The sequence below is a fragment of the Aurantimonas sp. NFXS3 genome (assembly GCF_049132005.1).
Classification (GTDB): Bacteria; Pseudomonadota; Alphaproteobacteria; order Rhizobiales; family Rhizobiaceae; genus Aurantimonas; species Aurantimonas coralicida.
Map to the genome: position 1 here is coordinate 115,099 of NZ_JAGDDZ010000004.1, position 26,033 is coordinate 141,131.

Genomic DNA, 26,033 nt, shown 5'->3' on the forward strand with positions numbered 1-26,033 from the left:
GCTACTCCTCGCAAACGAGGCCGCGACCATGCGGCTGTTCACGACGGTTATCGCCGACAAACCCTCAATGTATGGTTAACGAAACCTCTCCCGCCCGATCGGCAGGCCTCAGAACGGGGCGCTGCGGGCCGCGATGTCGATCCAGACACTGCCGGAATAGACGGTCAGGCCGGCCAGGCCGAGGGCGATTCCATAGGGAATGCCGGTCTCGCGTTCGAGCAGGCGATCGATGAAGGCGACGCCGGTCACGGGCTGCAGAAAGGCCCGGATGGTCAGGAGCCCTATCGTCAGGAGCCCGCCATAGATGCTGGCGAAGAGGATGTATTCGAGGAGCATGGGGGTGGGCCCGAACCACACCGCGGTGGCGGCCAGGAGCTTGGCGTCGCCGCCGCCCATCCAGCCCGCGGCGAACATGCCGAAGCAGACGGTCAGGCAGACGAGGCCGATGCCGAGATGGGCACCGATCGCACCGGGCGCCATGCCGGCCGCATAGGCGACGACGGGAAAGGCCAGGGCGAGGAGGATGGAGACGCGGTTGGCGATGGTCATCGTCACCAGATCCGACGCGGCCGCATAGAGCATGGCGAAGGGGAAGATGACGAGGAGCGCAAGAGCCGTCACACGCCTACTCCAGTATCCAGGACCGGGCGAAGCATCTGCTCCGTCCCGGTCCTGATGATCTTGAAATCACGCGGCATCTCCACGCGATGCGTCGCAATTAGTTGATCGTGGAAGGCGTGGAGCCGAGCATCGTGCCGATGTTGGTGAAGGAGGTGGTCAGGCCGCCGGTCACGAACGGGAAAGCGGCGATCAGGGCGACAGCCATGATGGCGGCGATCAGGCCGTATTCGATGGCGGTCGCGCCGGACTCATCCTTGGCGAAGCGAGCGAAAAGCTTGGACATTGGGAACTCCTTGATATCCAGATACCCGTTTGAAGCAGTATCCCCGTCGACTGCCTTGTCGATCGGATTGAGCCATGTCTAAGGGTGGCCGGTTGCGATCGTCTTAAGCGGCGTGGTTTATTTTCCCTTCGCCTCTTGCGTCGAATTTTCACCTTTGCTTCACGACCGGGCTTAATCCTGCGTTTACCAAGACCGTTCTACCTAGAGTGAGGACTCCAGCAGCAGAACGGGATGAGCCACATGACCAGCACACTGCGCGCCGCACTGGCTGCGATCGCCGTTCTCGCCGCATGCGGGAATGCCGCCGCCTTCGACAGCCGCGACGTCCTGCCGGTCGAGGTGGATCACGCCCGGATCGTCCAGATCGACAACCCGGCGGCCACGGTGATCGTCGGCAACCCGGCGATCGTCGACGTGGAGGTGCTGTCCTCGAACCGCCTGGTCCTCACGGGCCGCAGCTACGGCATCACCAATCTCGTCATCCTCGACGCCAATGGCGACATCGTCATGGACCAGCAGGTCGCGGTGCAGAGCTTCGAGGACAACACGGTGCGGGTCTACCGCCAGGCCAGCCGCGTCACCTATGCCTGCGCCCCCAAATGCGAGCCGACGGTGACCATCGGCGACAATGTCGACAGCTTCGGCGAGGCCGCGCAGCAATATGCCCAGCGCCAGGGCATGGCGATGGATGCCGCCAAGCAGTAATGCCGCGCCTGCTCCTCGCGCCGCGCTATCCCACCTCCCCTGTGAAACCCTCCCGGTCCGCCTATCTGCCTGACCACACGCCGCGGCGGCCCTGGCCGGCCGTCGGCGCCTGACAGGCCGGGACTCCGGTCGCGGCAAGGAGAGAATGTTGGCGCGCGCTGTTCTGATCGTTCTCGATTCCTTCGGGATCGGCCATGCAAGGGATGCCGAAGCCTTCGGCGACGCGGGAGCCGACACCTTCGGCCATATCCTCGAACGCGCCGAAGCCGGCGAGGCCGACCGTGCCGGCATCAGACAGGGCCCGCTCGCCCTGCCCAACATGCGCCGCCTCGGCCTCTTCCATGCCGCCGGTCTCGACGGCGACGGATCGCCCGCCGGCCTCTGGGGCTCGGCCGGCGAGGTCTCCCATGGCAAGGACACCCCGTCCGGACATTGGGAGATCGCCGGCGTGCCGGTGACCTTCGACTGGGGCTATTTCCCCCACACCGTGCCGACCTTCCCCGCCTCCCTGATCGCGCAGATCGGCGACGACGCCGACATTCCCGGTATTCTCGGCGACTGCCATGCCTCGGGCACCACGATCATCGCCGAACTCGGCGAGGAGAGCATCGCGTCCGGCAAGCCGATCTTCTACACCTCCTCCGACAGCGTGCTGCAGATCGCCGCCCACGAGACCCATTTCGGCGTGGAGCGGCTCTACGCGCTCTGCGCGGTCGCACGGCGGCACGTCGATCCCTTGAATATCGGCCGGGTCATCGCCCGGCCCTTCACCGGCGAGACCGCCGCGACCTTCCGCCGGACCGCCAACCGCCGCGACTATTCGGTGCCGCCACCCGAGCCCACCATCCTCGACCGCGCCGTCGCCGCCGGCCGCCGGGTCATCGCGATCGGCAAGATCGGCGACATCTTCGCCCACCAGGGCATCTCCGAGGTGCGCAAGGGCGACGGCAACATGGCGCTGTTCGACGCCATGCTGGGCGCCTTGGACGACGCGAGCGACGGCGACATCGTCTTCGCCAATTTCGTCGATTTCGACATGCTCTACGGCCACCGGCGCGATGTCGCCGGCTATGCGGCGGCGCTGGAATCTTTCGACGCGCGTCTGCCCGAGCTCGAAGCGCGACTGCGGCCGGGCGATCTCGCCATCATCACCGCCGATCACGGCTGCGACCCGACCTTCCGCGGCACCGACCACACCCGCGAGAACGTGCCCGTGCTCGGCTTAGGGCCGGGCATCGCCGCCCGCGCCATCGGCCACCGCGAGACCTTCGCCGATATCGGCGAGAGCGTTGCCGCGCATCTCGGCCTGCCGGAAGGCCGCCACGGAACGAGCTTCCTGTGAAGGCGGACGCCGCCCCGGCCCTCGCCCGCGCAAGCTCCGGCGGTGCCGTCCCCATGGCCGAACTCCACTGCCATATCGAGGGCGCGGCCCGCCCCGCACTGGTGCTGGAACTGGCGGAACGCCACGGCATCGACCTCGGCGGCATCGTTCGCGACGGCGCCTATGTCTGGGACGACTTCACCAGCTTCCTCGCAGCCTATGATCGCGCCTCGCTGGTCTTCCGCGACGCGGCTGACTATTGCCGCCTCGCCGAGGACCATCTGACGGGCCTTGCCCGCGCCGGCGCGGTCTACGCCGAATTCTTCATCTCACCCGACCACGCGGCAACGGCCAGTGTGCCGGGCGATGCCTATCTGGGCGGTCTCGCCGAGGGTATCCGCCGGGCGACGGCCGCGACCGGCATCGAGGCGCGGATGATCGTGGTCGGCGTTCGCCATCTCGGTGCCGATCGGGTCGAGGCCGCCGCACGCTTTGCGGCGACCCATGCGGTGCGCGAACCGCTTCTGACCGGCTTCGGCCTTGCCGGCGACGAGCGCATCGGCACGCCCCGGGACTTCGCCCCTGCCTTCGACATCGCCCGCGACGCCGGGCTCGGCCTGACCGCCCATGCCGGCGAATTCGACGGCGCGGAGAATGTCCGCGAGACGGTCGAGATCCTTCGAACGAGCCGCATCGGCCATGGCGTGCGCGCGGTCGAAGCGCCGGACGTGGTGCGGATGCTGGCCGACAAAGGCATCGCCCTCGAAATCTGCCCCCACTCCAACCTTGCGCTTGGCGTCTATCCGGACGTGGCATCGCATCCGCTGCGGCCACTGGTCGAGGCCGGATGCCGGGTCACGCTGAACTCCGACGATCCGCCCTTTTTCGCCACCGATCTTGCGGCCGAATACGCTTTTGCTGCGTCTGCCGGCTTCGGGCCGGGCGACCGTCTCGGCTTCACCCGCAACGCCATCGAGGCCGCCTTCGTCGACGAAGCGACCCGGCAGCGTCTCCTCCAACAACTCGTTGTCTCGGCGATCGCCCTTGGCGCGCCGTCATCGTCCGGTTAAGCAGAAGCCAAATCAGCCAGAAAGCGAGGCCCCATGGACGGCGTCACCGTGATCGACCACCCGCTGGTCCAGCACAAGCTCACCATCATGCGCAACAAGGAGACCTCGACGGCGAGTTTCCGCCGGCTGCTGCGCGAGATCTCCACGCTCCTCTGCTACGAGGTCACGCGCAATCTCGACCTGACGACGATCCGGATCGAGACGCCGATGGAGGCGATGGATTCGCCCGTGCTGGAAGGCAAGAAGCTGGTCTTCGCCTCGATCCTGCGGGCCGGCAACGGCCTTCTGGAGGGCATGCTCGACCTCGTGCCGGCCGCCCGCGTCGCCCATATCGGGCTCTACCGCGACCACGAGACGCTGCAGCCGGTCGAATATTACTTCAAGGCGCCCGAGGATCTGGAAAACCGCCTTGTCATCGTCGTCGACCCGATGCTGGCAACGGCCAATTCGGCCATCGCGGCGATCGAGAAGCTGAAGGAGCGCGGCGCGAAGAACATCCGCTTCCTCTGCCTGCTGGCGGCCCCGGAAGGCATCGAGCGGTTCCGCACCGCCCATCCGGACGTCCCGGTCTTCACCGCCTCGATCGATCGGCACCTCAACGACAAGGGCTACATCGTGCCCGGCCTCGGCGACGCTGGCGACCGGATGTACGGCACCAAATAGCCGCCACGGCGGGCCGGTCTTAACCGATCGGCAACCGCGCCGGGCGATGGCCGCCCGGCATCGCCGGCTTTTCGCCTCCGGTTAACCCCGCTGCGCCCACACTGTCCGACCTAAGTCGCAACGGGTCGGACCGCCGGATGCAGAACTTCGTCATCATCCTTGCCGTGACCTCGCTGGTCGCGCTGGCCGTGCCATCGGCCTTCGAGCACTACCGCGCCGGCATGCTGTCCGGCCAGGTGGAGACCGTCGAACGCGCCCCCGAGGTCATCGATGCGGCGATGGAACGTCCCGCCAGCCTTTCCGGCCGCGTCGCGCGCCTCGCCGCCGATGCCAGTGGCCATTTCCGGACCGATACGCGGATGAACGGCCGCTCCGTGCCGGTCCTCGTGGATACCGGCGCAACCTACGTTTCCATCAACGACACCACCGCCCGCCGCCTCGGCGTCGCCCCGCAGCTCGATGAATATCGCTACACGGTGCAGACGGCGAATGGCGAGACCACGGCCGCCCTCGTCACGGTCGCGCGGATGCAGCTCGGCCCGATCGAACTGCGCGACGTCGACACGCTCGTCACCCGCGACGGCACCCTGCCCGTCGCCCTCCTCGGCATGAGCTTCCTCGGTCGCCTGTCGAAATTCGAGATCGCGGACGAGCAGCTGACGCTGAAGCAATAGGACCAGTCCGAGGCGCTCAGCCGATGCGGTCGATGACCGCGGGCCGTGAGCCACCTGGCCCTGCATCGCCGAAGCTGTAAGCTGCCCGGACCACCGCCGCTGCCGCCTCGGCCGCCGCCTCGTCCCGCGCATGGACCAGCGCGATCGGATCGCCCTCGCCCAGCATCGTGCCGATCGGTGCGAGCTCCGTCAGGCCGACCGAATGGTCGACCGCATCCTGCGGCCGCGTCCGTCCACCGCCGAGGCCGACGACGCAAAGCCCGAGCTGCCGCGCATCGACGGCCGTGACGGTACCCGGCCCCGTCGCCACGATTGGTCGGACAACCGGCGCCCTGGGCAGATACGCATCCATCCGCGCGACGAAATCGACGGGTCCGCCGAGCGCAGCCACCATCCGGCCGAAGATCTCCGCCGCGCGCCCGTCGTCGAGGACGGTGCGGGCCTTGGCCTCGCCGGCGACGAGATCCGGCCCAAGCCCGGCCAGCACCAGCATCTCCGCCGCCAGCGCTAGCGTCACCTCTTCCAGAGCCGCGTCGCGGTGGTCGCCGGTCAGGAAGCGAACGGCGTTGCGCACTTCCACCGCGTTGCCGGCCGCCGAGGCCAGTGCCTGGTCCATGCGGGTGATCAGCGCCGTGGTCTTCAGCCCAGCCCCGTTGGCCACCTCGACGAGGCTCGTCGCCAGCGCGCGGGCGTCCGCCTCGCTGGCCATGAAGGCGCCGGAGCCGCATTTGACGTCGAGCACCAGGCCTTCGAGCCCGCCCGCCAGCTTCTTCGACAGGATCGAGGCGGTGATCAGCGGGATCGATTCCACCGTCGCCGTCACGTCCCGCACGCCGTAGAAGCGCTTGTCGGCCGGGGCGAGTTGGCCGGTCTGGCCGATGATCGCGCAGCCGACGTCGCGCACGGTCCGCCGGAACGTCGCATTGTCGGGCGTCACCGAATAGCCGGGGATCGATTCCATCTTGTCCAGCGTACCGCCGGTATGGCCGAGCCCGCGCCCCGAGATCATCGGCACGGCCGCGCCGCAGGCGGCGACGATCGGCGCCAGCATTAGCGAGACATTGTCGCCGATGCCGCCGGTCGAATGCTTGTCGACGACTGGGCGGTCGAGGTCGGACCAGTCGAGGACATCGCCGCTGTCGCGCATCGCCTCGGTCAGCGCGACGGTCTCGTCCCGCGCCATGCCCTGGAAGAAGACGGCCATGGCAAAGGCGGCGACCTGCCCCTCGGTGACGCTGCCGTCGTCGAAGCCGGCGATGAAGGCCTTGATCGCGGCCGGATCGAGGGTCTCCCCGTCCCGCTTGGCGCGGATGAACTCCTGCGGCAGGACCGCCATCAGTAGCCGGCCGCCCCGCCGGCCCGCGCCTTGCCGCCTGCCACGGCGAGAAGATCGCCGAGGACGCTGGACGCGCCCAGACGGAAGCGCTCCGGCGTCGCCCAGCCGGGGCCGCAAATCGCCTCGGCGAGTTCGAGATAGCCGTTCGCGTCCTCGAAGGTCTTGATGCCGCCGGCCGGCTTGAAACCGACGTCGCGGCCGGAATCGGCGATCGCGCCGAGCAGCAGCCGGGCGGAGACGGGTGTCGCGTTCTCGGCGACCTTGCCGGTCGAGGTCTTCAGGAAGTCGGCCCCGCCGTCGAGTGCCGCCTGGCAGGCCACGCGGATCGCGTCCGGGTCGCCGATCTCGCCGGTCTCCAGGATCGTCTTCAGCCGCGCCGTGCGGCAAGCTGCCTTCACCTGGCGCACCTGGTTCTCGACGAAATCCGGATCGGCCGGAATCTTCCGATAGGCGATCACAAGGTCGATCTCCTCGGCACCGTCGGCGACCGCCACGCGAGTCTCGGCGAGGGTCGCGTCCAGATCCTCGCCGCCGGCCGGGAAGTTCACCACCGTCGCGATGCGGATGGCCGGCGCCAGCTTTTCGCGCGCGAAGGCGACGAATTGCGGCCAGATGCAGATCGCTGCGACCGGCCCTTCCGGCGTCGCCGCCCGGTCGCACAGCGCCGCGACATCGGCCTCGGTGCAGTCGTCGTTGAGATTGGTCAGGTCGAGGCAGGCGATCAGTTGCCGGGCGCGGGCCTGCATGTCGGCATCAGTCATCGAAGCCTCCGTTTTCCAGCATGGCACCCAGAATCCGCGCCAGCCGCGCGCCACCCTTTGGCGCCATGTCCTTGGTCTCCGCATGGGAGAGTTCGGCGCCGGTCATGCCGGCCCCGTAATTGGTGATCACCGAGGCGGCGACGACCCTCAGGCCGAAGAACCGCGCCAGGATGGTTTCGGGCACCGTCGACATGCCGACCGCGTCGGCGCCCAGCGTGCGCGCCATGCGGATCTCTGCGGGCGTCTCGAAGGACGGGCCGGAAAACCACATGTAGACGCCGCCGAACAGCGTCTCGCCGGCCGTCTCGGCGGCGGCGGCCAGACGCTCGCGCAGCTCGGCATCATAGGCCGCCGTCATGCCGACGAAGCGGGCGTCGGAGGCTTCGCCGATCAGCGGGTTGAGCCCGGAATAATTGATGTGATCCTCGATCATCATCACCGAGCCAGGCGGCATGTCCTCGCGCACCGAGCCGGCCGAATTGGTCAGGAGCAGCCGTTCGATACCCAGCGCCGCGATCGCCGCGATCACCGGCCGCATCACCGCCGCATCGCCGGCCTCGTAATAATGGACGCGGCCGGACAGGACGAGAATGTCGCGCCCACCGAGCCGGCCGACGACGATCTCGCCGGCATGGCCCGTCACCGCGCTCACCGGAAAGCCGGGGATCTCGGCGAAGGGGATCCGGATCGTATCCGCCATCGCATCGACCAGCAGCCCCAGTCCCGATCCCAGCACCATCGCGGCCACCGGGCGGCGGTCGCCCAGCCGGTAGCGCAGATAATCGGCGGCCGCGCTCATGCGAGGCTCTCGGTGTCGAAGGCGCGCGGCAGGAGTTCGCCCATGGTGACGGTCTCGCGAACGCCGCCGTCAGCGTCGCACAGATGCACCTTCGTTGCCGCGTCGGCGAATTCGGCGATGCGCTGGCGGCAGCCGCCGCAGGGCGTGCACAGCGGCAGCTTCTCGGCGACCACGGCCACCTCGGCGATCCGCCCGCCGCCGTCCATCACCAGATGGCCGATCGCCGTCGTCTCGGCGCACCAGCCTTCGGGAAAGCTAACGATCTCGACATTGCAGCCGGAGAAGATGCGACCGTCCGTGGTGCGCAGGGCTGCGCCGACAGGGAATTTCGAATAGGGCGCGTGGGCGCGCCGCATCGCGGACTTCGCCAGCGCGAAGAGATCGTCCGCCATTTCTATCTTTCTTTCACATAGGGAACGCCGCCGGCCTTGGGCGGGGTGGCCTTGCCGACGAAGCCGGCCAGCAGGATCACGGTCAGGATGTAGGGCAGCGCCTGCACGAACTGCACCGAAATCTCGCCGATCAGCGGAATCTCGACGCCCTGGACGCGGATCGAGATCGCGTCGAGGAAGCCGAAGAGCAGGCAGGCCAGCATCACCGGTAGCGGCTTCCAGTTGGCAAAGATCAGCGCCGCCAGCGCGATGTAGCCCTTGCCGGCAGTCATGTCGCGGGTGAAGCCCGCGGCCTGCGCGACCGCGAGATAGGTCCCCGCAAAGCCGGTGAGGATGCCGCAGATGATCACCGCCCGGTAGCGCAGCCAGGTCACCGAGATGCCGGCTGTGTCGACTGCCGCCGGGTTCTCGCCGACGGCCCGCAGACGCAGGCCGAAGCGGGTGCGGAACATCACCCACCAGGTCAGCGGCACCATCAGGAAGGCGACATAGACGAGGATCGCGTGGCCGGAGAGGATGTCGGCATAGATCGGGCCGATCACCGGCACGTCGGCGATGGCGGCTGCCCCCGGCAGCTCGATGGCGCCGAAGCGGCTGTCGCCGGACAGGCTCGGCGTGCGCCCGCCCTGGGCGAACCAGGCCTGGCCGAGGATGATGGTCAGGCCGGCGGCGATGAAGTTGATGGCGACGCCCGAGACGATCTGGTTGCCGCGATAGGTGATCGAGGCAAGGCCGTGGATCAGCGAGAAGCCGGTCGCGGCGAGAACGCCGACCAGCAGCCCGAGCAGCGCCGAGCCCCAGACGGCGGCCGCCGAGGCCGAGGCGAAGGCGGCGATCAGCATCTTGCCTTCCAGCGAGATGTCGAAAATGCCGGAGCGTTCGGAATACAGGCCCGCCAGCGCCGCGAAGAGCAGCGGCGTCGACAGCCGGATGGTCGAATCGATGACGTTGATCCAGGCGCCGGCATCCATCAGCGGGACTCCTCGACATCGGCGCCCGCCGGCTCCGCGGTGCGGAACCGCACCCATTGATAGGCCGCACCCACGCCGGGCCGGAACATGTTCTCCATGGCGCCGGCAAACAGGATGACGAGGCCCTGGATGATGACGATCATGTCGCGCGAGATCGCCGGCATATCGAAGGCGAGTTCCGCCCCGCCCTGGTAGAGAACGCCGAACAGGATGGCGGCGGGGATGATGCCGGCCGGGTGGCCGCGCCCCATCAGTGCGACGGCGATGCCGACGAAGCCGGCGCCACCGGGGAAGTCGATCAGCAGCCGGTACTGGTCGCCCATCACCGGGTTCAGCGCCATCATGCCGGCGAGCCCGCCGGACACCATCATGGTCACGACGATCAGCCGCGTATGCGACATGCCGGCATAGCGCGCGGCGCGCGGCGAAAAGCCCAGCGTGCGGATCTCGTAGCCGAGCCGCGTGCGCCAGATCAGCACCCAGACGAAGAAGGCCGCGGCGAGCGCCACGAACAGCGAGACGTTGAGCGGAGCGCCGCCGAGATTGAAGCCGAACAGCGCGAACAGCTCCTTCAGCTTCGGCAGCTGGCCGCCCGCCTCGAAGGTGCCGGTGCCCGGCGACATGGTGCCGGCGGGCTTCAGCGCGCCGACGAGGAGATAGACCATCACCGCCGCGGCGATGAAATTGAACATGATCGTGGTGATGACGATGTGGCTGCCGCGCTTGGCCTGCAGGATCGCCGGGATGAAGGCCCAGGCCGCGCCGAAGGCGCAGGACAGGGCGACGGCCAAAGGCAGGTTCAGCCACCAGGGCAGGATGCCGCCCAGCGTCAGCGCCACCGCGGCGACGCCGAGGCCGCCGATATAGGCCTGCCCCTCCCCGCCGATATTGAACAACCCGCCATGAAAGGCGACCGCCACGGCAAGGCCGGTGAAGATGAAGCTGGTGGCGTAATAGAGGGTGAAGCCGATGCCCTCGCCATAGCCGAAAGCGCCGCGGATCATCAGCGCCGCGGCCTCGACCGGGCTTTCGCCGACGACGAGGACGACGAGACCGGCGACGGCGAAGGCCACGACGAGATTGATCAGCGGAATCAGACCGTAGTCGATCAGCGGCGGAAGCTTGGCGTAGGGGCGGCTCATGCGGCGGTCACTCGTCGCTCGCGAGAAGGTCGAGATGACCGTCGTCGGACAGCTTGAAGAACGGATTGTGGGCATATTCCCACAGATGCCCGTCGAGATCGCGGAAATTGCCGGAGAACCCGCCCCAGAAGACTTCTGCCGGCGGCTTCACCGGCAGGGCACCGGCCGCGAGTGCCCGATCATAGGCCTCGGACACCGCGTCGACGGAGGCGAAATTCACTGCCAGCGCCACCGAACCGGAGCCCACCGGCAATTCGCCCTCGCCGCCATCGGCGATCATCTCGGCGCGGTTCCACAGGCCGAGGACGATCGACGCGCCGACCATGAACGCCGTCGATTCGACGCTCTGCGGCGCCTTCGTCCAGCCCAGCGCCTCGTAGAAGGCCACGGCCCGGGCGACATCGGCAACGCCGAGCGTGACGAGGGAAATGCGCGCCGCGCTCATTCCGCCGCCTCCTGCCCCTCGATTCCGGCCATCAGCAGGCCGAGCTCGCCTTCGTTGGCATCGGGACTGCGCTCGCCGACGATGCGGCCGGCGAACATGACGAGGATGCGATCCGACAGGGCGCGGATCTCGTCGAGCTCGACCGAGACGAGCAGAATCGCCTTGCCGGCGTCGCGCATCTCGATGATGCGCCGATGGATGAACTCGATCGCGCCGACATCGACGCCGCGGGTCGGCTGGCCGATCAACAGCACGTCCGGATCGCGCTCCATCTCGCGGGCCAGCACGATCTTCTGCTGGTTGCCGCCGGAAAAGTTCGAGGTCTTCAGCCGGCAGTCCGGCGGACGGATGTCATAGGCCTTGATCTTGGCCTCGGCGTCGCGGCGCATGGCGTCGCGGTCGAGCAGCGGCCCCTTGGCGAAGCGCGGATCGCCCTGGTAGCCGAGAATGGCGTTCTCATTTTCCTCGAAGGGCAGGACGAGGCCCATATGATGACGGTCCTCCGGCACATGGGCGCAGCCCATGCGGCGGATCTCGGCCGGATCGACCTCCTGCGACGGGTCGATGTCGCGTCCCAGCATGGCGATGCGGCCGCTTTCGGCCCGGCGGATGCCGGCCAGCGCCTCCAGAAGTTCCGACTGGCCGTTGCCCGCGACGCCGGCGATGCCGACGATCTCGCCGGCCTTCACGTCGAAGGAGACGTCCTCGACCATGACGACGCCGCGCCGGTCGCGCACCGTCAGGCCGGTCACGCTCAGCTTCACGTCGCGCGGCGCGGCCGGCGCCTTGTCCACCGTCAGGAGCACGCGGCGCCCGACCATCAGCTCGGCAAGTTCGGCGGCATCGGTGTCGGCGGTGCGGCGCGTCGCCACCATCTCGCCCTGCCGCATCACCGAGACATTGTCGGTGATCGCCATGATCTCGCGCAGCTTGTGGGTGATCAGGATGATCGTCTTGCCCTCGTCGCGCAGCTGCCGCAGCACCGCGAAGAGGTGGTCCGCCTCGGCCGGGGTCAGGACGCCGGTGGGCTCGTCGAGGATCAGGATGTCGGCGCCACGATACAGCGCCTTCAGGATCTCGACCCGCTGCTGGCGGCCGACGGGAAGCTCCTCGACGATGGCGTCGGGGTCGACGTCGAGCGAATGGTCGCGCTCCAGCCGCTTCAGCTCGGCCCGCACCCTGGCGATGCCGGAAAACAGCAGCGGCGACTGCTCGGCGCCGAGCATGACGTTCTCGACCACGGTGAAGTTCTCGACCAGCATGAAATGCTGGTGGACCATGCCGATGCCGGCCGCGATGGCGGCGTTCGGATCGGAGATGTCCACGGTCTTGCCACCGACTTTGATCGTGCCGGAATCGGCCTGGTAGAAGCCGTAAATGATCGACATCAGCGTCGACTTGCCGGCGCCGTTCTCGCCGATGATGCCGTGGATCGTGCCACGTTCCACCGCCAGATTGATGCGCTTGTTGGCCCGCACCACGCCGAAGCTCTTGTCGATGTCGATCAGTTCGATCGCCGGATCGGGCATGCAGATTCTCTGGCCTGTCGTCGTTCGCCGGAGCTTAGAGAGCGGGGGCCGTGAATGCCAGTCCATAAGCGGCCCGCACCGCATCGCCGGATCGGGCGTTGCGTTGGCGGCACGCATACGGGATGAGTCGGCAAACGCGGACGACGGACGAGAGCGATGCCGGACGACAGACAACAGGACCGGCCGGGGCCGGCACGGCGCGAGGCCTACCGGGCCTTCGTGCCGTTGACGACGCGCTGGTCGGACAACGACATCTATGGCCACATGAACAATGTCGTGCACTACGCCCTGTTCGACAGCGCGGTGAATGGCTGGCTGATCGCCAACGGTCTCCTGGACATCCATCGCGGCGACCGGATCGGGCTCGTGGTGGAGACCGGCTGCCGCTACTTTGCCGAACTCGCCTTCCCCGACCCGGTCACGGCCGGCATAAGGGTGGGCCGGCTGGGCACCTCATCGGTGCGCTACGAGGTCGGGCTGTTTCGCGGCGAGGCCGACACCGCGGCGGCGGAAGGGTTCTTCGTTCATGTCTATGTCGACCGCCACACCCGCCGCCCGGCCCCGCTGGACGACCGGCTGCGCAACAGGCTTCTGGAGCTGACCCTATGAGCGAGACCGACGACGGCAACGAGAAGCGGATCGAGGATCTGGAGATCATGGCGGCCCACCAGGCCCAGATGATCGAGGATCTGTCGGAGGAATTGCAGCGGGCTTCCGCGGCGATCGAACGGATGCAGCGCAGCCTGCGCTCGCTGGGCGACCGCTTCGAGGCGCTGGAGGACGTGGCGATGCCGCGGCCGGAAAACACCAAGCCGCCGCATTATTGAGCGGCGGCCCGGCCGGGCGTCACGGCAGCCGGGCGATCCGCTCGGTCAGAAGCGCGAAATAGGCATCGGCATCGCCCGAACGCACCCAATGGGCGTTCTGCGGCCGGTCGGTGACGCCCCAATAGTCGCAGACGGTCATGCCGCGGGTCAGAAGACTGCCGGTCTCAACCTCCACATTGACCGGCCGCGCCGTGAAGATGTCGGGGCGTAAGACGAAGGCGGTCACGCAGGGATCGTGCAGCGGCGCGCCCTCCCAGCCGTATTTCTCCACGTCGAAGCGCTCGGAAAAGTTCAGCATCGCCGCGACCGCAGCGCCCGAGCGATTGCCCAGATCGCCGAAGCCGGCGATTCGCGCGCGCGTCGAGCGCATGAAATGGGTCACGTCGAGGGGCAGGACGGTGATCGCCGCGCCGCTGGCAAAGACGATCGCGGCGGCCTCGGGATCGACATAGATGTTGAACTCGGCCGCCGGCGTGATGTTGCCCCCCTCGAAGCAACCGCCGCCCATCAGGACGATGTCCTTCAACCGCGCTGCAATGTCCGGCGCCTTGGTGAAGGCGACGCCGAGATTGGTCAGCGGCCCGAGCGCCATCAGCCGGATCGTCCCGGCCGGATGGGCGCGGATCGTCTCGATCAGGAAATCGACGCCATGGCCCTCGCGCGCCGCAAGCTTCGGCTCCGGCAGGTCCGGCCCGTCGAGACCGGTCTGGCCATGCACATGCTCGGCCGTGACCAGCGGGCGCAGCATCGGCCGCTCGCAGCCGGCATGGACCGGGATCTCCGGCCGGCCGGCCAGTTCCAGCAGCTTCAGCGCGTTCTTCGTGGTCAAAGACAGGGGAATGTTGCCGGCCACGGTGACGATGCCGAGAATGTCGAGCTCCTCCGGCGAAGCGAGCGCCGTCAGGATCGCAACGGCATCGTCCTGGCCGGGATCGGTGTCGAAGATCACTTTCTGGGTCATCGTGCCTGTCCTTCGCCGTTGGCTGCGGCCCGCCGATAGCACTGCGCGCCGGACGGCGAAAGCGTGCAGGTACCGGGCCCAGTGGCAAAAAAGGCGCCCCGCGAACGGGACGCCTTTCGATCACGCCGCGACGAAGCGCGGGATCAGTAGGGGCAGCTGGAATCGGTGCTGTAGTCGTGCACCTCGATCTTGCCGTCGATGATGTCCTGCCGCGCCTGGTCGACGGCGGCCTTCATCTCCTCGGTGATCAGATCGGCATTGTGCTCGTCGAGGGCATAGGCGACGCCGTCATTCTCGAGGCCGAGCGTGACGATACCGGGCTTCCACTCGCCCTTCGCCGCGTCGTCGAAGGTCGTGTAGACCGCCGTGTCGACGCGCTTGACCATCGAGGTCAGGACATGGCCGGGAAACAGCATGTTCTGGTTGGAATCGACGCCGATGCCGTATTTGCCCGCGTCGGCCGCCGCCTGCAGCACGCCGATGCCGGTGCCGCCGGCGGCGTGGAAGACGACGTCCGCGCCCTGGTCCATCTGCGACTTGGTCAACTCGCCGCCGCGCACCGGATCGTTCCAGGCCGCGCCGGTCGTGCCGGTCATGTTCTCCAAGACCTTGGCGTCCGCCTTCACCGACTTGACGCCGCCGGCATAGCCGCAGGCGAATTTCGAGATCAGCGGAATATCCATGCCACCGACGAAGCCGACCGTGCCGGTCTCCGACTTCATCGCCGCCAGGATCCCGACGAGGTAGGAGCCTTCCTCTTCCTTGAAGAGGATCGACTGGACGTTCGGCGCGTCGACGACCGCGTCGATGATGGCGAACTGGGTGTCGGGATATTCCTTGGCGACCGCTTCCAGCGCCGCGGCTTGGCTGAAGCCGACCGAGATGATCGGGTTTGCGCCGTCACGGGCGAAGCGGCGCAGCGCCTGCTCGCGCTGGGCGTCGTTGGTGATCTCGAACTCGCGATATTCGGTGCCGCTGTCGGCCTTGTACTTCTCGGCGCCGTTATAGGCGGCCTCGTTGAAGGATTTGTCGAATTTGCCGCCGAGGTCGTAGAGCAGCGCCGGGGCGAAATCGGCGGCCGAGGCCGAGGAAGCCGAAAGGAGCGTGGCGGCCAGAAGTCCGGCCAGGAACTGTTTCATGTGATCCGATCCCTGTTGCAATGGGCTGGTGGCGACAGGCCCTGGGACCCGTCTGGCTCGCGGCGCCGGCACAGCCCCGCGTCTGTCCCGAAGACTGGCATGGCCGCCGCCGGAAATCACGCGGAATCAGATCACTTGGTGTACGCGCCGCCGCCCAAACGGATCGCCTACAAAGCGGCAGACGACTTCCCCGGCTGAAACATCCGCAGCGTCATCCTCGGGCTCGACCCGAGGACCCATGCCAAAACGCCGGAACCACCGCTCCGGCGACGAACTGGCTTCGGGGCAGCGCTTCGATGGCCGGAACGCGCCCGCACCCCGCCCTATCCTGCCGCCGGCGCTATTGCGCCGCTTCCGCCCCGAGCCCCACCGGACACGACACGCCGGTGCCGCCGACGCCGCAATAGCCGCTCGGATTCTTCGCCAGATATTGCTGGTGATAGCCCTCGGCATAATAGAACTCGCCGGCCGGGCGAATCTCGGTGGTAATCGTCCCCTTGTGGCCGGCGGCCGTCAGCGCCTCCTGATAGGCGGCCTTCGACGCCTCGGCGGCAGCCCGCTGATCCTCCGAGGTCAGGTAGATCCCCGAGCGGTACTGGGTGCCCATGTCGTTGCCCTGGCGCATCCCCTGGGTCGGGTCGTGGCCTTCCCAGAAGGTCTTGAGCAGCGTCTCGTAGCTGATCCTGGCCGGATCGAAGACCACCAGCACCACCTCGTTGTGACCGGTCTGGCCGGTGCAGACTTCCTGGTAGGTCGGGTTCGGCGTCGTGCCGGCGGCATAGCCGGCGGCCGTCACCACCACGCCCGGCAACTGCCAGAACTTGCGCTCGACGCCCCAGAAGCAGCCCATCCCGAAGATCGCCGTCTCCAGCCCGTCGGCGAACGGGCCCTTCAGCGCCTCGCCATTGACGAAATGGGTCTCGGCCGTCTCGATCGGCGCATCGCGGCCCGGCAGCGCATCCTCGGCGCCCGGCAGCTTCATCTTCTTGGAAAACATGTCGAGAATATACATGGTCTGCTCCTAACTGTCGTTTCTGGCGGTCCGGTCAGCGCAGCGACGGCCGGCGCCGGGACCATGGCTTGCGGCCGAGGACGAGGAAGACGAGGCCGGCAACGCCCGCGGTGATCGCCACGGACCAGCGGCCGATCTCGCGGGTCGCGGTGGCCAGCGTCGCGCTGTCGGTCGCCGGCGGCAGGCTGCTGCCGATAAGGGCCAGCGCCTCGGCGACGGTCAGAAGCCGCGCCGTTTCGGCCGCCAGGCTGCGGGCGATGTCGCCGACGGCGAACACCACGCACACACAGAGGAACAGCGTTCCGATCAGGCGCAGCAGCAATCGCATCGTTTCTCCCTCGCGTCGTTCCGTGGCCCGCTTCGCGCTTCCGGCGGCCCGGCCCCATCATCTCGCCCGTCATGCCGACGGCCTGCGGCGAAGCAGCCGTGACGGCGAGACTAGCACAATCGAATGGCCCACTGAGGATAGGTGGGGGCACTGCCGCGCCGGCACAATCGCCGCTGGCAGAAGGCCGCATCACGGTTTGGCGAAATCGGCTCTTGAACCGCGAAGCGTTCTGGCTATAGTCCGCGCCGTTCGAGAGGGCCGCGAACGCACTGATTTGGTGCGCTCCGGCCCGGTCGCCTTTCAGGCGTCACAGACGGCCAGACCGCCCGTTTGTAGCCTCGAACATCTGGTGAGGTGGCCGAGTGGTTGAAGGCGCACGCCTGGAACGCGTGTATACGGGAAACCGTATCGAGGGTTCGAATCCCTCTCTCACCGCCATTAAACGCCCGCCCGCCCGCGGCGTCGGCGACAAACCTCTGACAAATTTCGATATTCAGGAAACTGCGGCGTCGCAAAGCGTTCCGCACCATCATCCTGCGTCCTGTTCGCGCCTAGCACGCCGGAACCTGGTGGCCGAACGCCTGCGCGGAGCCTCCATCGAATCCGTCGGATCGCAGCGGGTTTCGGGCCTTCTCGAACCGGAGCGGAAGGCTGCGGCGGGAGGCTTCCTGAATGATGCCGAGCTCGATGGCGGTTTCGTCGAGCGGGTCCTGCAGGGCGTATCCGGCCAGGATGCTGGCCTTGATCTCGCCGAAGACGAGCGATCCTGCATCGTGTGCGCGTTCCACCGCTTCGCCGATGGCCTCCCTCAACGACATCTGCATCGCCCGCTCCGATTCGATCTCCTCGATCGTCCCAGTCTGGCCGGTCCCGGCGAGCCGCTCGCTTAACTGGTATAAGCAGACCTTATTGTTTCGGCCCGGTCGCCCGGTTTGAAAGCCTCTCGCTGACAGCGTGCTTCACGCCATGCAGGCGGAGGCGCTCATTCGTCCGCTTCCCTTGCTTCGGCGACCGCAAGTTCCAGCCCTTCGATGAGGATGAACACCAGGCTGGACAGCAGCCCCGCGACGAACCAGCTGGTCGTTCCCGACAGCCAGTGGCCGATCAGAGTGGTGACGCCCAGCGCCAGGCCGACGGAGACGAAGTTCATCATGCGGCCGAACAGCCGGGTGCTGGTGGATTCATCGTCCGGCTGGTGGCGCAGGAACAGGAGAGCCAGCCATTCGGCCACCATGAAGGCCAGAACGGTGCCGGCAGCCCCGGCGAAGATTCGCACCGCCGAAGCGGGGGCGACGAGGTTCAGCAGCGCGAAAGAGCCCGTGATGGTCGTCGAGAAGGCGAAGGCCGATGAATTGTCCATCACGCTCAACCGGAGGTTCTTCAGGATCAGGCTCGATCGGCGCATCGCCTCCCCCCCCAGTGGCTTGCAGTCAGCGATCTGCGAAACCGGTGCCCCACCCGAGCCACGGCGCCGCTCCGCCACGGCCGCTCAACATGGAAGCTCGCCGATTGGCCGGAAGGTCCCCCGCCGCGTCGTGGATCGGCCGTTCGCCTATGCCTTGCCGAGCGGTATCGAAATCTCACATTCCATCTTGTGCCGATCAAGCCGGATCGTCGTGTGGGCGTCGATCTGGTAGCCGAGTGTGCGTTTCAGGAGCTCGAAGCCGAAACCGTCGCGGATCGTTTCGGGCAGCGGATCGCGCAGCCCCGTCTCGGCCCATTCGAAGTCGAGCCACCGCGTTCCGTCCCGATCGTCCAGCCGCCATGTGACGCGCACCGATCCGTCGGGCGTCATCAGCGGCCCGTATTTGATGGCGTTCTGGGTCAGTTCGTGAATGGCGAGGGCAAGCGGTTCGGCAATGCGCGCCGGCAAACGGATCGACGGACCGTCGATGTGAACATTCTCGCCTTCGCGCAGGGCGCCAGCCAGGATTTCCTCGGCAACGATCTCGACCAGCGCGACGTCGCCGGCCGGACTGCGGGCGACATAGGTCTGGATGCGGCCCAGCGCGTCGAGCCGCCCCTCCAGATGGCCCGCGAAATCGGTGACGCTGGCGCTCGTTTCGCCGGTGCGCCGTACGATCGAGCGGATGTTCGCCAGATTGTTGCGCACGCGGTGCTGCAGTTCCGCCAGAAGCCGGCGCTGCTCGTTCCTCAGATTCTGCAGATCGTCGACATCGGTCGCGGTGACCAGCCAGGCCGGCGCGTCGGTATTGTCCGGATCGGGAACGGGAAGCGCAGACCCCATGATCTTGAACCACCGGTAGCTGCCGGTTCGCGCCTCGAGCATGCGGATATGGGCGGCGCGGCCCGGCTCGTCCGCAGGCACGCTTGCCGCCAGGGCGGTCTCGCGGTCCTCGGGGTGAACCGCCTCGAGCCAGCCGCGCCGGCGGTCTTCCGCCGGATCGAGGCCCGTGTAGCTCACCCATTGCGGGCTCGCCCAGGACCATCGTCCATCCGCGGCAAAGGCCCACAAGAGCGCCGGAACCGCCTCAATGATCGTCGACAGCCAGGCCTCCCTCGCCTGTCGGGAGCGCGATTGCGAACGGTCCGGCCCGGCCATCAGGCCGCCCTTTCGCGTGCGGATCCGGCCCCGCTTGCCGCCGTCATGAGGACGAGGAGAGAGCCCGCCCGGGCGACACCAATCATTCGATCCCCGACGGATCGCGTCCCGGGCCAAGGCCTATCCGGGTCTTCAACATTGTCTCCCGGCTCCACGAAACTCTCCCCGCAAACAGAAGCAAAGCGTTGTCGCGTAAGATGCCCTTCGGGCCTTTGCATCCTCGCGGCAGCCTTGCCCGATCATTGCGTTTTCCAGACACCCAACCGCCTCCGCTCTGGTTCGGTTCAGACGATTGTCGGCATTTTCTGCGCACGGCTAGGTATTTGCCGCCAGATGGCTGCCTTCTTGACCGAGGTGCAGATAGTTCGGATTGAACATGGCGGCCTGCTGCAGACCCGGCAGATCGAGAATGCGCAGGCGGGAATCGTGCAGATGAATGAGGTTGGACCTGCGCAGATCCTGCAGCACGCGGTTGACGCTGACGGGTGTCAGGCCGGTCGCCTCGCCGAGCTCGCTCTGGGTCAGCGGAAACAGGCAGGCGCCATCGGTGACGAGCCCGACGCAATCGAGCCGCGTGTAGAGTTCGCAGATCAGATGGGCGATGCGCTCGCGCGCGTCGCGCTGGCCGACATTCATCGTCCATTCCCGCTGGACCGCCGCCGTAACCAGCGTGTCCCACCACAGCGCCTGCATCACGCGGGGGCTTCGGGCGATGGCGCGTTCGAAGGCATCGCGCGAGATCTCCACGACCGTGACCGATGTCAGCGCCGCGATCGAATGATCCATGTATTTAAGGATGAAGATGTTCAGGTCGCAGATGTCGCCGGGAACGAAGATCGACATGATCTGCCGCTTGCCGTTCTCCAAATCCTTGTAGCGGCAGGCCCATCCGTCGAGGAACAGATTGACGACCTCCGGCTTGTCGCCCTCGTTGATGATCGTTTCGCGGGCCCGGTAGACGCGCTGCCGATGCTGCGCGAGCGCCTCGAGAGCGTCCCGATCGTCCGATGCCAGCCGCGTGAAATGCTCGAGCTTGCGGATCAGCTTGTGGGGCATTGCACTCCAGTCCGGACGATCGCCTGTCGAAGGGAATCCTCCTCGAAAGATCATGCCCGCGAGGGGGGCTGCAGCGATCGACTCCGCTCAGCCCGATAACCTATCACTCCGCTGGATGGTGGCCTCACCTTTTTCTGTAAAGCACTGTTTCCATAGGCATGACCCAAGCGGACCGATCCGCCTGCGGGAGCCCGCCGCTGCGCGCCGAAAGGCTACCGCCCTTGGCCGAACAGCTCGCGCATCAGCCTGGCGGCGTCGGTCGGCTTCTCGTAGAGCGGGACCTTGCTGTAGGATTGCGGAATGGCCCAGCGTTCATAGCCGCTCGAGAAGACATAGGGGACGTTGCGCGCGCCGAGGGCGTCGGCAAGCAGGAAGATCATCTCGCCGCGCAGATTGATGTCGAGGATCGCCGCGCTGACCACCGTCTCGGTTTCCAGGCAACGCATGGCGCCGTTCACATCGGCAAAGGGCCCCAGCACCTCGGCGCCGGACGATCGCAGGCTGCGGCTCATGTCTTCGGCGAGGAAGTACTCGTCCTCGACGAGAAGCACGCGTTTGCCGGAAAGGTCGAGCCGGCGATCACTCTGCCTGTTCGCCACCATATTCATGGTTCGCTCCTCTCGTTACCGCCTTGCGATATCCGCCTGACCGGGAGATCGATCGTGCATTCGACGCCATCGTCGGTCAGGCGATAGGTCGTACGCGCATCAAGCTGGAAAGGCAGAGCCTTCTCGATGAGTTCCCGGCCGAAGCCGCCGGCCGACATCGGGCTCTTGCGTTCCAGGCTCATCTCCACGCCGGTTTCGATCCATTCGAGATGCAGGAATTCCACGCCGTTCGCGTCCGTCTGCCGGCGCCACGATACGGCCAGCCGGCCGTTCCCCACCAGCGCACCGTATTTGGTCGCATTCGTGGTCAGTTCATGGATCGCCAGTGCGAAGGTCTGGAGCGTCGCGGAGCGCAGCTCGACATCCGCCGGCCCGTCCAGCACCACCCGGTCGCCCAGCGTGTCCGGATCGCCGCCCTGGGCGGCCAGCTCGGCGTGGACGAGTTCCAGAAAGGTCACGCGCTGGCCGCTTTCCAGTCGCGACAACATGCCGTTGACCCGCGACAGGGCGTCGAGACGGGTGTGATATTTCGCCAGGAAGGACTGGGTGGACTCTGCCCCTTCGGCGGTCTTATCGGCCAGCGAGCGAACCACGCCGAGAAGGTTGCGGGTGCGGTGCTGCAATTCGGCGACGAGAACCCGCTGGCGCTCCTGGAAATCCTTGCTCTCTGTAATGTCGCTGGCGATGCCGAACCATTCGGTCAGCGCGCCGGACCCGTCGAAGATCGGGACGGCCCGCGCCAGCGCCCAGGCGCCGGTGCCATCGGCGCGCCGGGTCCGGTATTCGATCTCGAAAGGGGCCTGACGGGCGATAGCCGCGGTGACCGTCTCCTCGACCTGCTGACGGTCTTCGGGCTGGATGAAGCGGGCGAACCAGTTGTCGCCGCCGCTGTCGTCATCGCCAAGGCCCGCCTCGCCGGACAGCTCGCGCATGCGCGACCAGTCCGAGTTCATCCGGTACATGACCTGCGCACTGGCCTGGACGAGCGCCCGCAGCCGGCGTTCCGACTCGGCCAACCGGCGCTCCATCTCGAGGCGCTCGGTGATGTCGACGAAGGTCATCACCGTGCCGTCGATCCGGTCCTCGATGGTGCGATAGGGGCGCACCCGCATCATGTACCAGCGTCCGTTCCGGCTGCAGACCTCGCTTTCCAGCGGCGCCAGATCGCGCAAGACCTTCTTCACCTCCCGCTCGATGCCGTCATGCTCGAGCTGATGGGTGAAGTCGGTAATCTGCCGGCCGACATCGCTCTCGGCGACGTTGAACAATGCCGCGACGGGCGGCGTGAACATCTTGATGCGCAGCTGGGCGTCGAGGAAGAGCGTGCCGATCTCGGTCGCCGTGGTCAGGTTCTGCAGGTCGCTGTGCGCCGAGGAAATGCTCTGCAGCTTGACCTTCAGCTCGGCATTGACCGTCTGCAGTTCCTCGTTGATCGACTGCAGCTCCTCCTTGGAGGTTTCCAGTTCCTCGGAGGTGGACCGGTACTCTTCGTTGATGGATTGCAGTTCCTCGTTCGCCGCCCTCAGATCCTGGATCGAGGCCTCGTGCTCGTGGCGGCTGGCGACCAGCGCCTCCTGCGCGGCCTTCAGCTCGGCATGGAGGCGGCGCATCTCGCCGGGCTCGGCAAGGGCTTCGGGATCCGGGCCCTCGTCGATCTCGGCGGCCCCCCCGTCATTGAACAGGACCAGCGTCTGCACGGGAGCGGCCGTCCCGTGGGTCACGGGGATCACCGACAGGGTAATCCTGCGGATCGCCCCTTCCATGTCCACCGCTACCGGATGGGTCACCGTCGGCAGCTTCTGATCGAACGCCTTGCCGAGCGCCATCTTCAGATCGAGCCGCAGTTCCGGCCGCACGACCGCCGAGAGCCGGCTGGTGAACGGACCGGACGAGTGCAGGATGAACCGGCCTGCCGTCGGCGACATGTGCAGGATGTTGTAGCCGGCATCGACCAGCACGCTGGGCGGCGCGAAGCGTTCGAGTGCCGAAGCGTGGGTATCGGTCGGCGTCGCCGCCCGTCCGTCGCGCGCCACATGCGGCTCGGCGGCCTGCGCGTAGCCCGTGGCGCGATGGTCGGCGACGAGTTGCGGCAGTTCGGGCTGCATGCCGGGTGCCTTGGGCAGGCTGCGATAGATCCGCGCGTCCCGCTCGACGGTGGCGAACAGGTCCGGGCTGGAATCTGCGGTCTCGGCCGAGCCGAGGAACAGATAGCGGTTGCCCCGCAGCCCGTAGTGGAAGATCGAGCAGATCTGCTTCTGCAGCGAGCGCTCCAGATAGATCAGCAGGTTGCGGCAGGCGACGAGATCCAGCCGCAGGAAGGGCGGATCGCGCAGCACGCTGTGCGACGCGAACAGGACGCAGTCGCGGACCTCCTGGTTGACCCGGTAATGGGTGCCGTCGTCGTGGAAGTAGCGGGCGAGGCGCTCGTCGCTGACATCGGCACGGATCGAATGGGGGTAGCGGCCCTGCCGGCCCGTCGCCAAAGCGCCCTCGTCGAGATCGCTGGCGAAGATCTGGATCGGCACCTGCACCTTGCGCCGCTCCGCTTCCTCCAGCATCAGGATGGCCAGGCTGTAGGCCTCCTCGCCGGTGGCGCAGCCGGCGACCCAGGCGCGGATGCCCTCTTCCTCCAGATTGTCGAAGATCGGCGCGATGGCGCAGCGCGCGAGCGACGCGAAGGCGTCATTGTCCCGGAAGAACATGGTCACCGAGATCAGGAGGTCGCCGAACAGGTCCTGCGCCTCTTCCGGCGTGCTCTTCAGATAGTCGGCATATTCGGCGATGCTGGTGATGCGGTTGACCTGCATGCGGCGCAGCACGCGGCGCATCACCGTCGCGCGCTTGTAGCTGGAGAAGTCGTGTCCGGTCCGGGCCCGCAGGAAGGTGGTGATGCGGCGCAAATCGTTGGCCGCGCCGCCCTCGTCGAGCGAGCGAACCGCCTCCTTGCTGCGCGCGACCTCGCCGATCCGCTCCACCAGCCGGGCGATGGGGCCGACGAAATCCGCCGCGCCGGTGGCGATGGCGCTGTGCGGCATCGACGGAAAGCCCGCCTCGGCCGGCTCCTGCACGAAGACGACGCCGCCCGCCTCCTTGATCGAGCGAATGCCGATCGCACCGTCCGAGCCGGCCCCGGTCATGACCACCGCCAGACCATCGCCGCGCCCGGCCGCGATGGAGCGGAAGAACATGTCGATCGGCGCGCGATGCCCTCGAGGTTCGGTAAAGGGACGGGCGGCGATCGAATCGCCTTCGATGACCAGTTCGCGATCGGGCGAGATCACATAGACGCAGTTGGGCTTCAGGGCGGGCCCGTCATGGACCTCGTGAACCGGCATGGAGGTGCAGGCCGCCAGGATCTCGCTCAGGGCGCTCGGATGGTCGGGCGCCAGATGGACGATGACCACATAGGCCAGTCCGAGATCGTCGGGAATCTGCCGGAAGAAGCTGCGGAGCGCCGAGACGCCACCTGCGGACGCGCCGATGGCGCAGACCGGCGTGAAGCGTTGCATATTGGCGCCTGGACCAGCGCTCCCGTCGGACATGAAGCCTCATCGAATCTGCGTCATTCCCCCTTGGATATACGCCACGGTTGCACATTTGACAGCGCGCACCCGTCGGGACCGGCGTCGATCATGTGGCTGGCTTACGTTAGCGCGGGGATAGGGTCGCGAGCGCAGCGCTTCGCCCGCATGGCGCTGCGGCATGACGGCCTGTTCCTGACCTTGGGTGAGTAGGCGCCTCTCGAAGTCGTGAGGAACCCGTCGCGCCGCGACCCGTTCGGCCAAAAAGCTGCGCGGTCGGCGAGCGTTCCGCATGCCGTCCGGCCGATGCCCTGCAGGCAACAGGTGGGAGGGGCGACGAGCCAACCCCGGCGGGAAGTGCCTCCCGTTTGCTGGTGAGGCTCGCAACGGTGGCTGCATCACCCGCCCCTACCCCGCAGGCCGATCAAGGAGAAGCCAGACCGATGTCCTACGTGCGATTTGGACTGATGATCCTCACCTCGACCGTGGTGATGTTCATCCTGATGTATCTCAACACCTACGCCCTGGAGCACGTCTTCTTTTCGGAGACGCGCACCTACATGGCGATCCTGATGGGCGCCACCATGGCCGTCATCATGCTGGCCTACATGCTGGGAATGTATGCCAACAAGGCGCTGAACATCGCGATCTTCGCAGGCGCCATCGTCGTCTTCGCGCTCTCCCTGTGGCTCGTGCGCAGCCAGGTCACGGTCTCCGGGCCGAGCTACATGCAGGCGATGATCCCGCACCATTCCATCGCCATCATGACCTCCGAGCGGGCACAGATTCGCGATCCGCGCGTGCGGAAGATGGCGGACGAGATCATCGAGGCGCAGCGGCGCGAAATCGCCGAGATGCGCTACCTCATCGCCGAGGTGTCGGCCGGCAACACGGTCGATTCCATCTATCAGGACCCGCCGGCCGAGGTCGGCACCATCGAGGACGCCCTCGGCCAGGCCCTGGTCTCGACGCTCGACCCCTCCCCGATGCCAAAGGCCGAGGCAGACGAGATCCTTGCAGCCGGACCGCGCTGCGTCTTCCACCGCAGCCGCGAGACTGATCCCATCTTCTGGGCCGCGCAGGACGGCGCCGACGGAGCCATGAAGCTGAACGGCGTCCTCGTGCCGCTGGAAGCGCAGGACCGGACGGAGACCGGCGTCGTCTACGGCGCGCCGGGCGTGTCCGTCGCCGTCCGTCCCCTGGGGGAAGAGGCCGACTGGCGCTCCGATGCCGAACTGGTCTTCACGCTCGATCAGGGCCTGACCATCGGCTATCGCGGTTTCTACGAATGTAGGGCCGCCTGAAC

28 protein-coding genes and 1 tRNA gene are annotated in these 26,033 nt (G+C 67.1%); 9 read left to right on the plus strand and 20 right to left on the minus strand.

The annotated features are described in order from the left end of the window. Window positions 1-108 precede the first annotated feature (108 nt). Window positions 109-621 carry an A24 family peptidase gene (locus J3367_RS12860; protein WP_024351597.1) on the minus strand — a complete coding sequence of 171 codons (513 nt, stop codon included), beginning with the start codon at window positions 619-621 and terminating at the stop codon, window positions 109-111. Window positions 622-718: 97 nt separating this feature from the next. After that, window positions 719-904, minus strand: a complete 186-nt coding sequence (locus J3367_RS12865) for a Flp family type IVb pilin (protein ID WP_024351596.1) — start codon at window positions 902-904, stop codon at window positions 719-721. A 240-nt stretch (window positions 905-1,144) separates the two neighbouring features. Between J3367_RS12865 and J3367_RS12870 the strand changes: the two genes are divergently transcribed. From J3367_RS12870 to J3367_RS12890, 5 genes are all read left to right on the plus strand, one after another. Further along, window positions 1,145-1,609, plus strand: a complete 465-nt coding sequence (locus J3367_RS12870; RefSeq protein ID WP_244495462.1) for a pilus assembly protein N-terminal domain-containing protein — start codon at window positions 1,145-1,147, stop codon at window positions 1,607-1,609. A gap of 148 nt (window positions 1,610-1,757) precedes the next feature. Further along, window positions 1,758-2,951, plus strand: coding sequence for a phosphopentomutase (locus J3367_RS12875; protein ID WP_024351594.1), 1,194 nt, complete (start codon window positions 1,758-1,760; stop codon window positions 2,949-2,951). A gap of 53 nt (window positions 2,952-3,004) precedes the next feature. After that, window positions 3,005-4,000, plus strand: a complete 996-nt coding sequence (locus J3367_RS12880; RefSeq protein WP_029703483.1) for an adenosine deaminase — start codon at window positions 3,005-3,007, stop codon at window positions 3,998-4,000. A 33-nt stretch (window positions 4,001-4,033) separates the two neighbouring features. After that, window positions 4,034-4,663: a uracil phosphoribosyltransferase gene (gene upp, locus J3367_RS12885; RefSeq protein WP_009208086.1), complete on the plus strand. Its 630-nt coding sequence runs from the start codon at window positions 4,034-4,036 to the stop codon at window positions 4,661-4,663. Window positions 4,664-4,800: 137 nt separating this feature from the next. Then, the gene (locus J3367_RS12890; protein WP_024351592.1) at window positions 4,801-5,337 is read left to right on the plus strand and encodes a retropepsin-like aspartic protease family protein; all 537 of its coding nucleotides are present in this window, start codon (window positions 4,801-4,803) and stop codon (window positions 5,335-5,337) included. 16 nt (window positions 5,338-5,353) lie between these two features. Here J3367_RS12890 and deoA read toward each other — a convergent pair whose 3' ends face one another. The 8 genes from deoA to J3367_RS12930 are packed head-to-tail and all read right to left on the minus strand — an operon-like array spanning window position 5,354 to window position 12,712. Next, window positions 5,354-6,673 (minus strand): thymidine phosphorylase, encoded by a 1,320-nt coding sequence (deoA, locus tag J3367_RS12895; protein ID WP_024351591.1) that lies wholly within the window; start codon window positions 6,671-6,673, stop codon window positions 5,354-5,356. After that, the gene (gene deoC / locus J3367_RS12900) at window positions 6,673-7,434 is read right to left on the minus strand and encodes a deoxyribose-phosphate aldolase (RefSeq protein WP_024351590.1); all 762 of its coding nucleotides are present in this window, start codon (window positions 7,432-7,434) and stop codon (window positions 6,673-6,675) included. Before deoC ends, deoA begins: the two co-directional genes overlap by 1 nt. Continuing rightward, window positions 7,427-8,233 carry a purine-nucleoside phosphorylase gene (locus J3367_RS12905; RefSeq protein ID WP_024351589.1) on the minus strand — a complete coding sequence of 269 codons (807 nt, stop codon included), beginning with the start codon at window positions 8,231-8,233 and terminating at the stop codon, window positions 7,427-7,429. Before J3367_RS12905 ends, deoC begins: the two co-directional genes overlap by 8 nt. Beyond that, window positions 8,230-8,625, minus strand: a complete 396-nt coding sequence (locus J3367_RS12910) for a cytidine deaminase (protein ID WP_024351588.1) — start codon at window positions 8,623-8,625, stop codon at window positions 8,230-8,232. Before J3367_RS12910 ends, J3367_RS12905 begins: the two co-directional genes overlap by 4 nt. A 2-nt stretch (window positions 8,626-8,627) precedes the next feature. Continuing rightward, a complete protein-coding gene (locus tag J3367_RS12915) occupies window positions 8,628-9,596 on the minus strand; it encodes an ABC transporter permease (RefSeq protein WP_024351587.1) in 969 nt (322 codons plus the stop codon). Further along, window positions 9,596-10,738, minus strand: coding sequence for an ABC transporter permease (locus tag J3367_RS12920; RefSeq protein ID WP_009208079.1), 1,143 nt, complete (start codon window positions 10,736-10,738; stop codon window positions 9,596-9,598). Before J3367_RS12920 ends, J3367_RS12915 begins: the two co-directional genes overlap by 1 nt. A gap of 7 nt (window positions 10,739-10,745) precedes the next feature. After that, window positions 10,746-11,183, minus strand: coding sequence for a VOC family protein (locus J3367_RS12925; protein WP_024351586.1), 438 nt, complete (start codon window positions 11,181-11,183; stop codon window positions 10,746-10,748). Further along, on the minus strand, window positions 11,180-12,712 hold the full coding sequence (locus tag J3367_RS12930) for an ABC transporter ATP-binding protein (protein ID WP_024351585.1): 1,533 nt from the start codon (window positions 12,710-12,712) through the stop codon (window positions 11,180-11,182). Before J3367_RS12930 ends, J3367_RS12925 begins: the two co-directional genes overlap by 4 nt. A gap of 156 nt (window positions 12,713-12,868) precedes the next feature. On the opposite strand from J3367_RS12930, the gene J3367_RS12935 reads away from it, so the two are divergent. Next, a complete protein-coding gene (locus J3367_RS12935; RefSeq protein WP_024351584.1) occupies window positions 12,869-13,321 on the plus strand; it encodes an acyl-CoA thioesterase in 453 nt (150 codons plus the stop codon). After that, complete coding sequence (locus tag J3367_RS12940; protein ID WP_024351583.1) at window positions 13,318-13,539, plus strand: SlyX family protein; 222 nt, start codon at window positions 13,318-13,320, stop codon at window positions 13,537-13,539. Before J3367_RS12935 ends, J3367_RS12940 begins: the two co-directional genes overlap by 4 nt. Before the next feature lie 19 nt (window positions 13,540-13,558). Here J3367_RS12940 and J3367_RS12945 read toward each other — a convergent pair whose 3' ends face one another. The 4 genes from J3367_RS12945 to J3367_RS12960 form a co-directional block, all read right to left on the minus strand. Next, window positions 13,559-14,500: a nucleoside hydrolase gene (locus tag J3367_RS12945; protein ID WP_024351582.1), complete on the minus strand. Its 942-nt coding sequence runs from the start codon at window positions 14,498-14,500 to the stop codon at window positions 13,559-13,561. Between the two features lie 143 nt (window positions 14,501-14,643). After that, window positions 14,644-15,639, minus strand: coding sequence for a BMP family lipoprotein (locus J3367_RS12950; protein ID WP_024351581.1), 996 nt, complete (start codon window positions 15,637-15,639; stop codon window positions 14,644-14,646). A 340-nt stretch (window positions 15,640-15,979) separates the two neighbouring features. Then, complete coding sequence (gene msrA / locus J3367_RS12955; protein ID WP_029703481.1) at window positions 15,980-16,651, minus strand: peptide-methionine (S)-S-oxide reductase MsrA; 672 nt, start codon at window positions 16,649-16,651, stop codon at window positions 15,980-15,982. Window positions 16,652-16,685: 34 nt separating this feature from the next. Further along, window positions 16,686-16,979 (minus strand): hypothetical protein, encoded by a 294-nt coding sequence (locus J3367_RS12960; protein WP_155898529.1) that lies wholly within the window; start codon window positions 16,977-16,979, stop codon window positions 16,686-16,688. Between the two features lie 348 nt (window positions 16,980-17,327). On the opposite strand from J3367_RS12960, the gene J3367_RS12965 reads away from it, so the two are divergent. Further along, window positions 17,328-17,417, plus strand: a tRNA-Ser gene (locus J3367_RS12965). A gap of 113 nt (window positions 17,418-17,530) precedes the next feature. Here the strand turns inward: J3367_RS12965 and J3367_RS12970 are convergent. The 6 genes from J3367_RS12970 to J3367_RS12995 all read right to left on the minus strand — a co-directional run bounded on the left by J3367_RS12970 (window position 17,531) and on the right by J3367_RS12995 (window position 24,715). Next, window positions 17,531-17,803: a hypothetical protein gene (locus J3367_RS12970; RefSeq protein ID WP_024351578.1), complete on the minus strand. Its 273-nt coding sequence runs from the start codon at window positions 17,801-17,803 to the stop codon at window positions 17,531-17,533. A 158-nt stretch (window positions 17,804-17,961) separates the two neighbouring features. After that, window positions 17,962-18,384, minus strand: a complete 423-nt coding sequence (locus J3367_RS12975; protein ID WP_024351577.1) for a hypothetical protein — start codon at window positions 18,382-18,384, stop codon at window positions 17,962-17,964. A gap of 147 nt (window positions 18,385-18,531) precedes the next feature. Beyond that, the gene (locus J3367_RS12980) at window positions 18,532-19,542 is read right to left on the minus strand and encodes a sensor histidine kinase (RefSeq protein WP_024351576.1); all 1,011 of its coding nucleotides are present in this window, start codon (window positions 19,540-19,542) and stop codon (window positions 18,532-18,534) included. A 315-nt stretch (window positions 19,543-19,857) separates the two neighbouring features. Further along, window positions 19,858-20,598: a Crp/Fnr family transcriptional regulator gene (locus tag J3367_RS12985; protein ID WP_024351575.1), complete on the minus strand. Its 741-nt coding sequence runs from the start codon at window positions 20,596-20,598 to the stop codon at window positions 19,858-19,860. 212 nt (window positions 20,599-20,810) lie between these two features. Beyond that, entirely contained in the window at window positions 20,811-21,206 is a 396-nt protein-coding gene (locus J3367_RS12990; protein ID WP_024351574.1) for a response regulator, read from the minus strand. Continuing rightward, a complete protein-coding gene (locus J3367_RS12995) occupies window positions 21,203-24,715 on the minus strand; it encodes a chemotaxis protein CheB (RefSeq protein WP_029703478.1) in 3,513 nt (1,170 codons plus the stop codon). The genes J3367_RS12990 and J3367_RS12995 overlap by 4 nt, the downstream gene beginning before the upstream one ends. A 455-nt stretch (window positions 24,716-25,170) precedes the next feature. Here J3367_RS12995 and J3367_RS13000 point away from each other — a divergent pair, with 455 nt between their 5' ends. Next, window positions 25,171-26,031: a DUF305 domain-containing protein gene (locus J3367_RS13000; RefSeq protein WP_024351572.1), complete on the plus strand. Its 861-nt coding sequence runs from the start codon at window positions 25,171-25,173 to the stop codon at window positions 26,029-26,031. Window positions 26,032-26,033 lie beyond the last annotated feature (2 nt).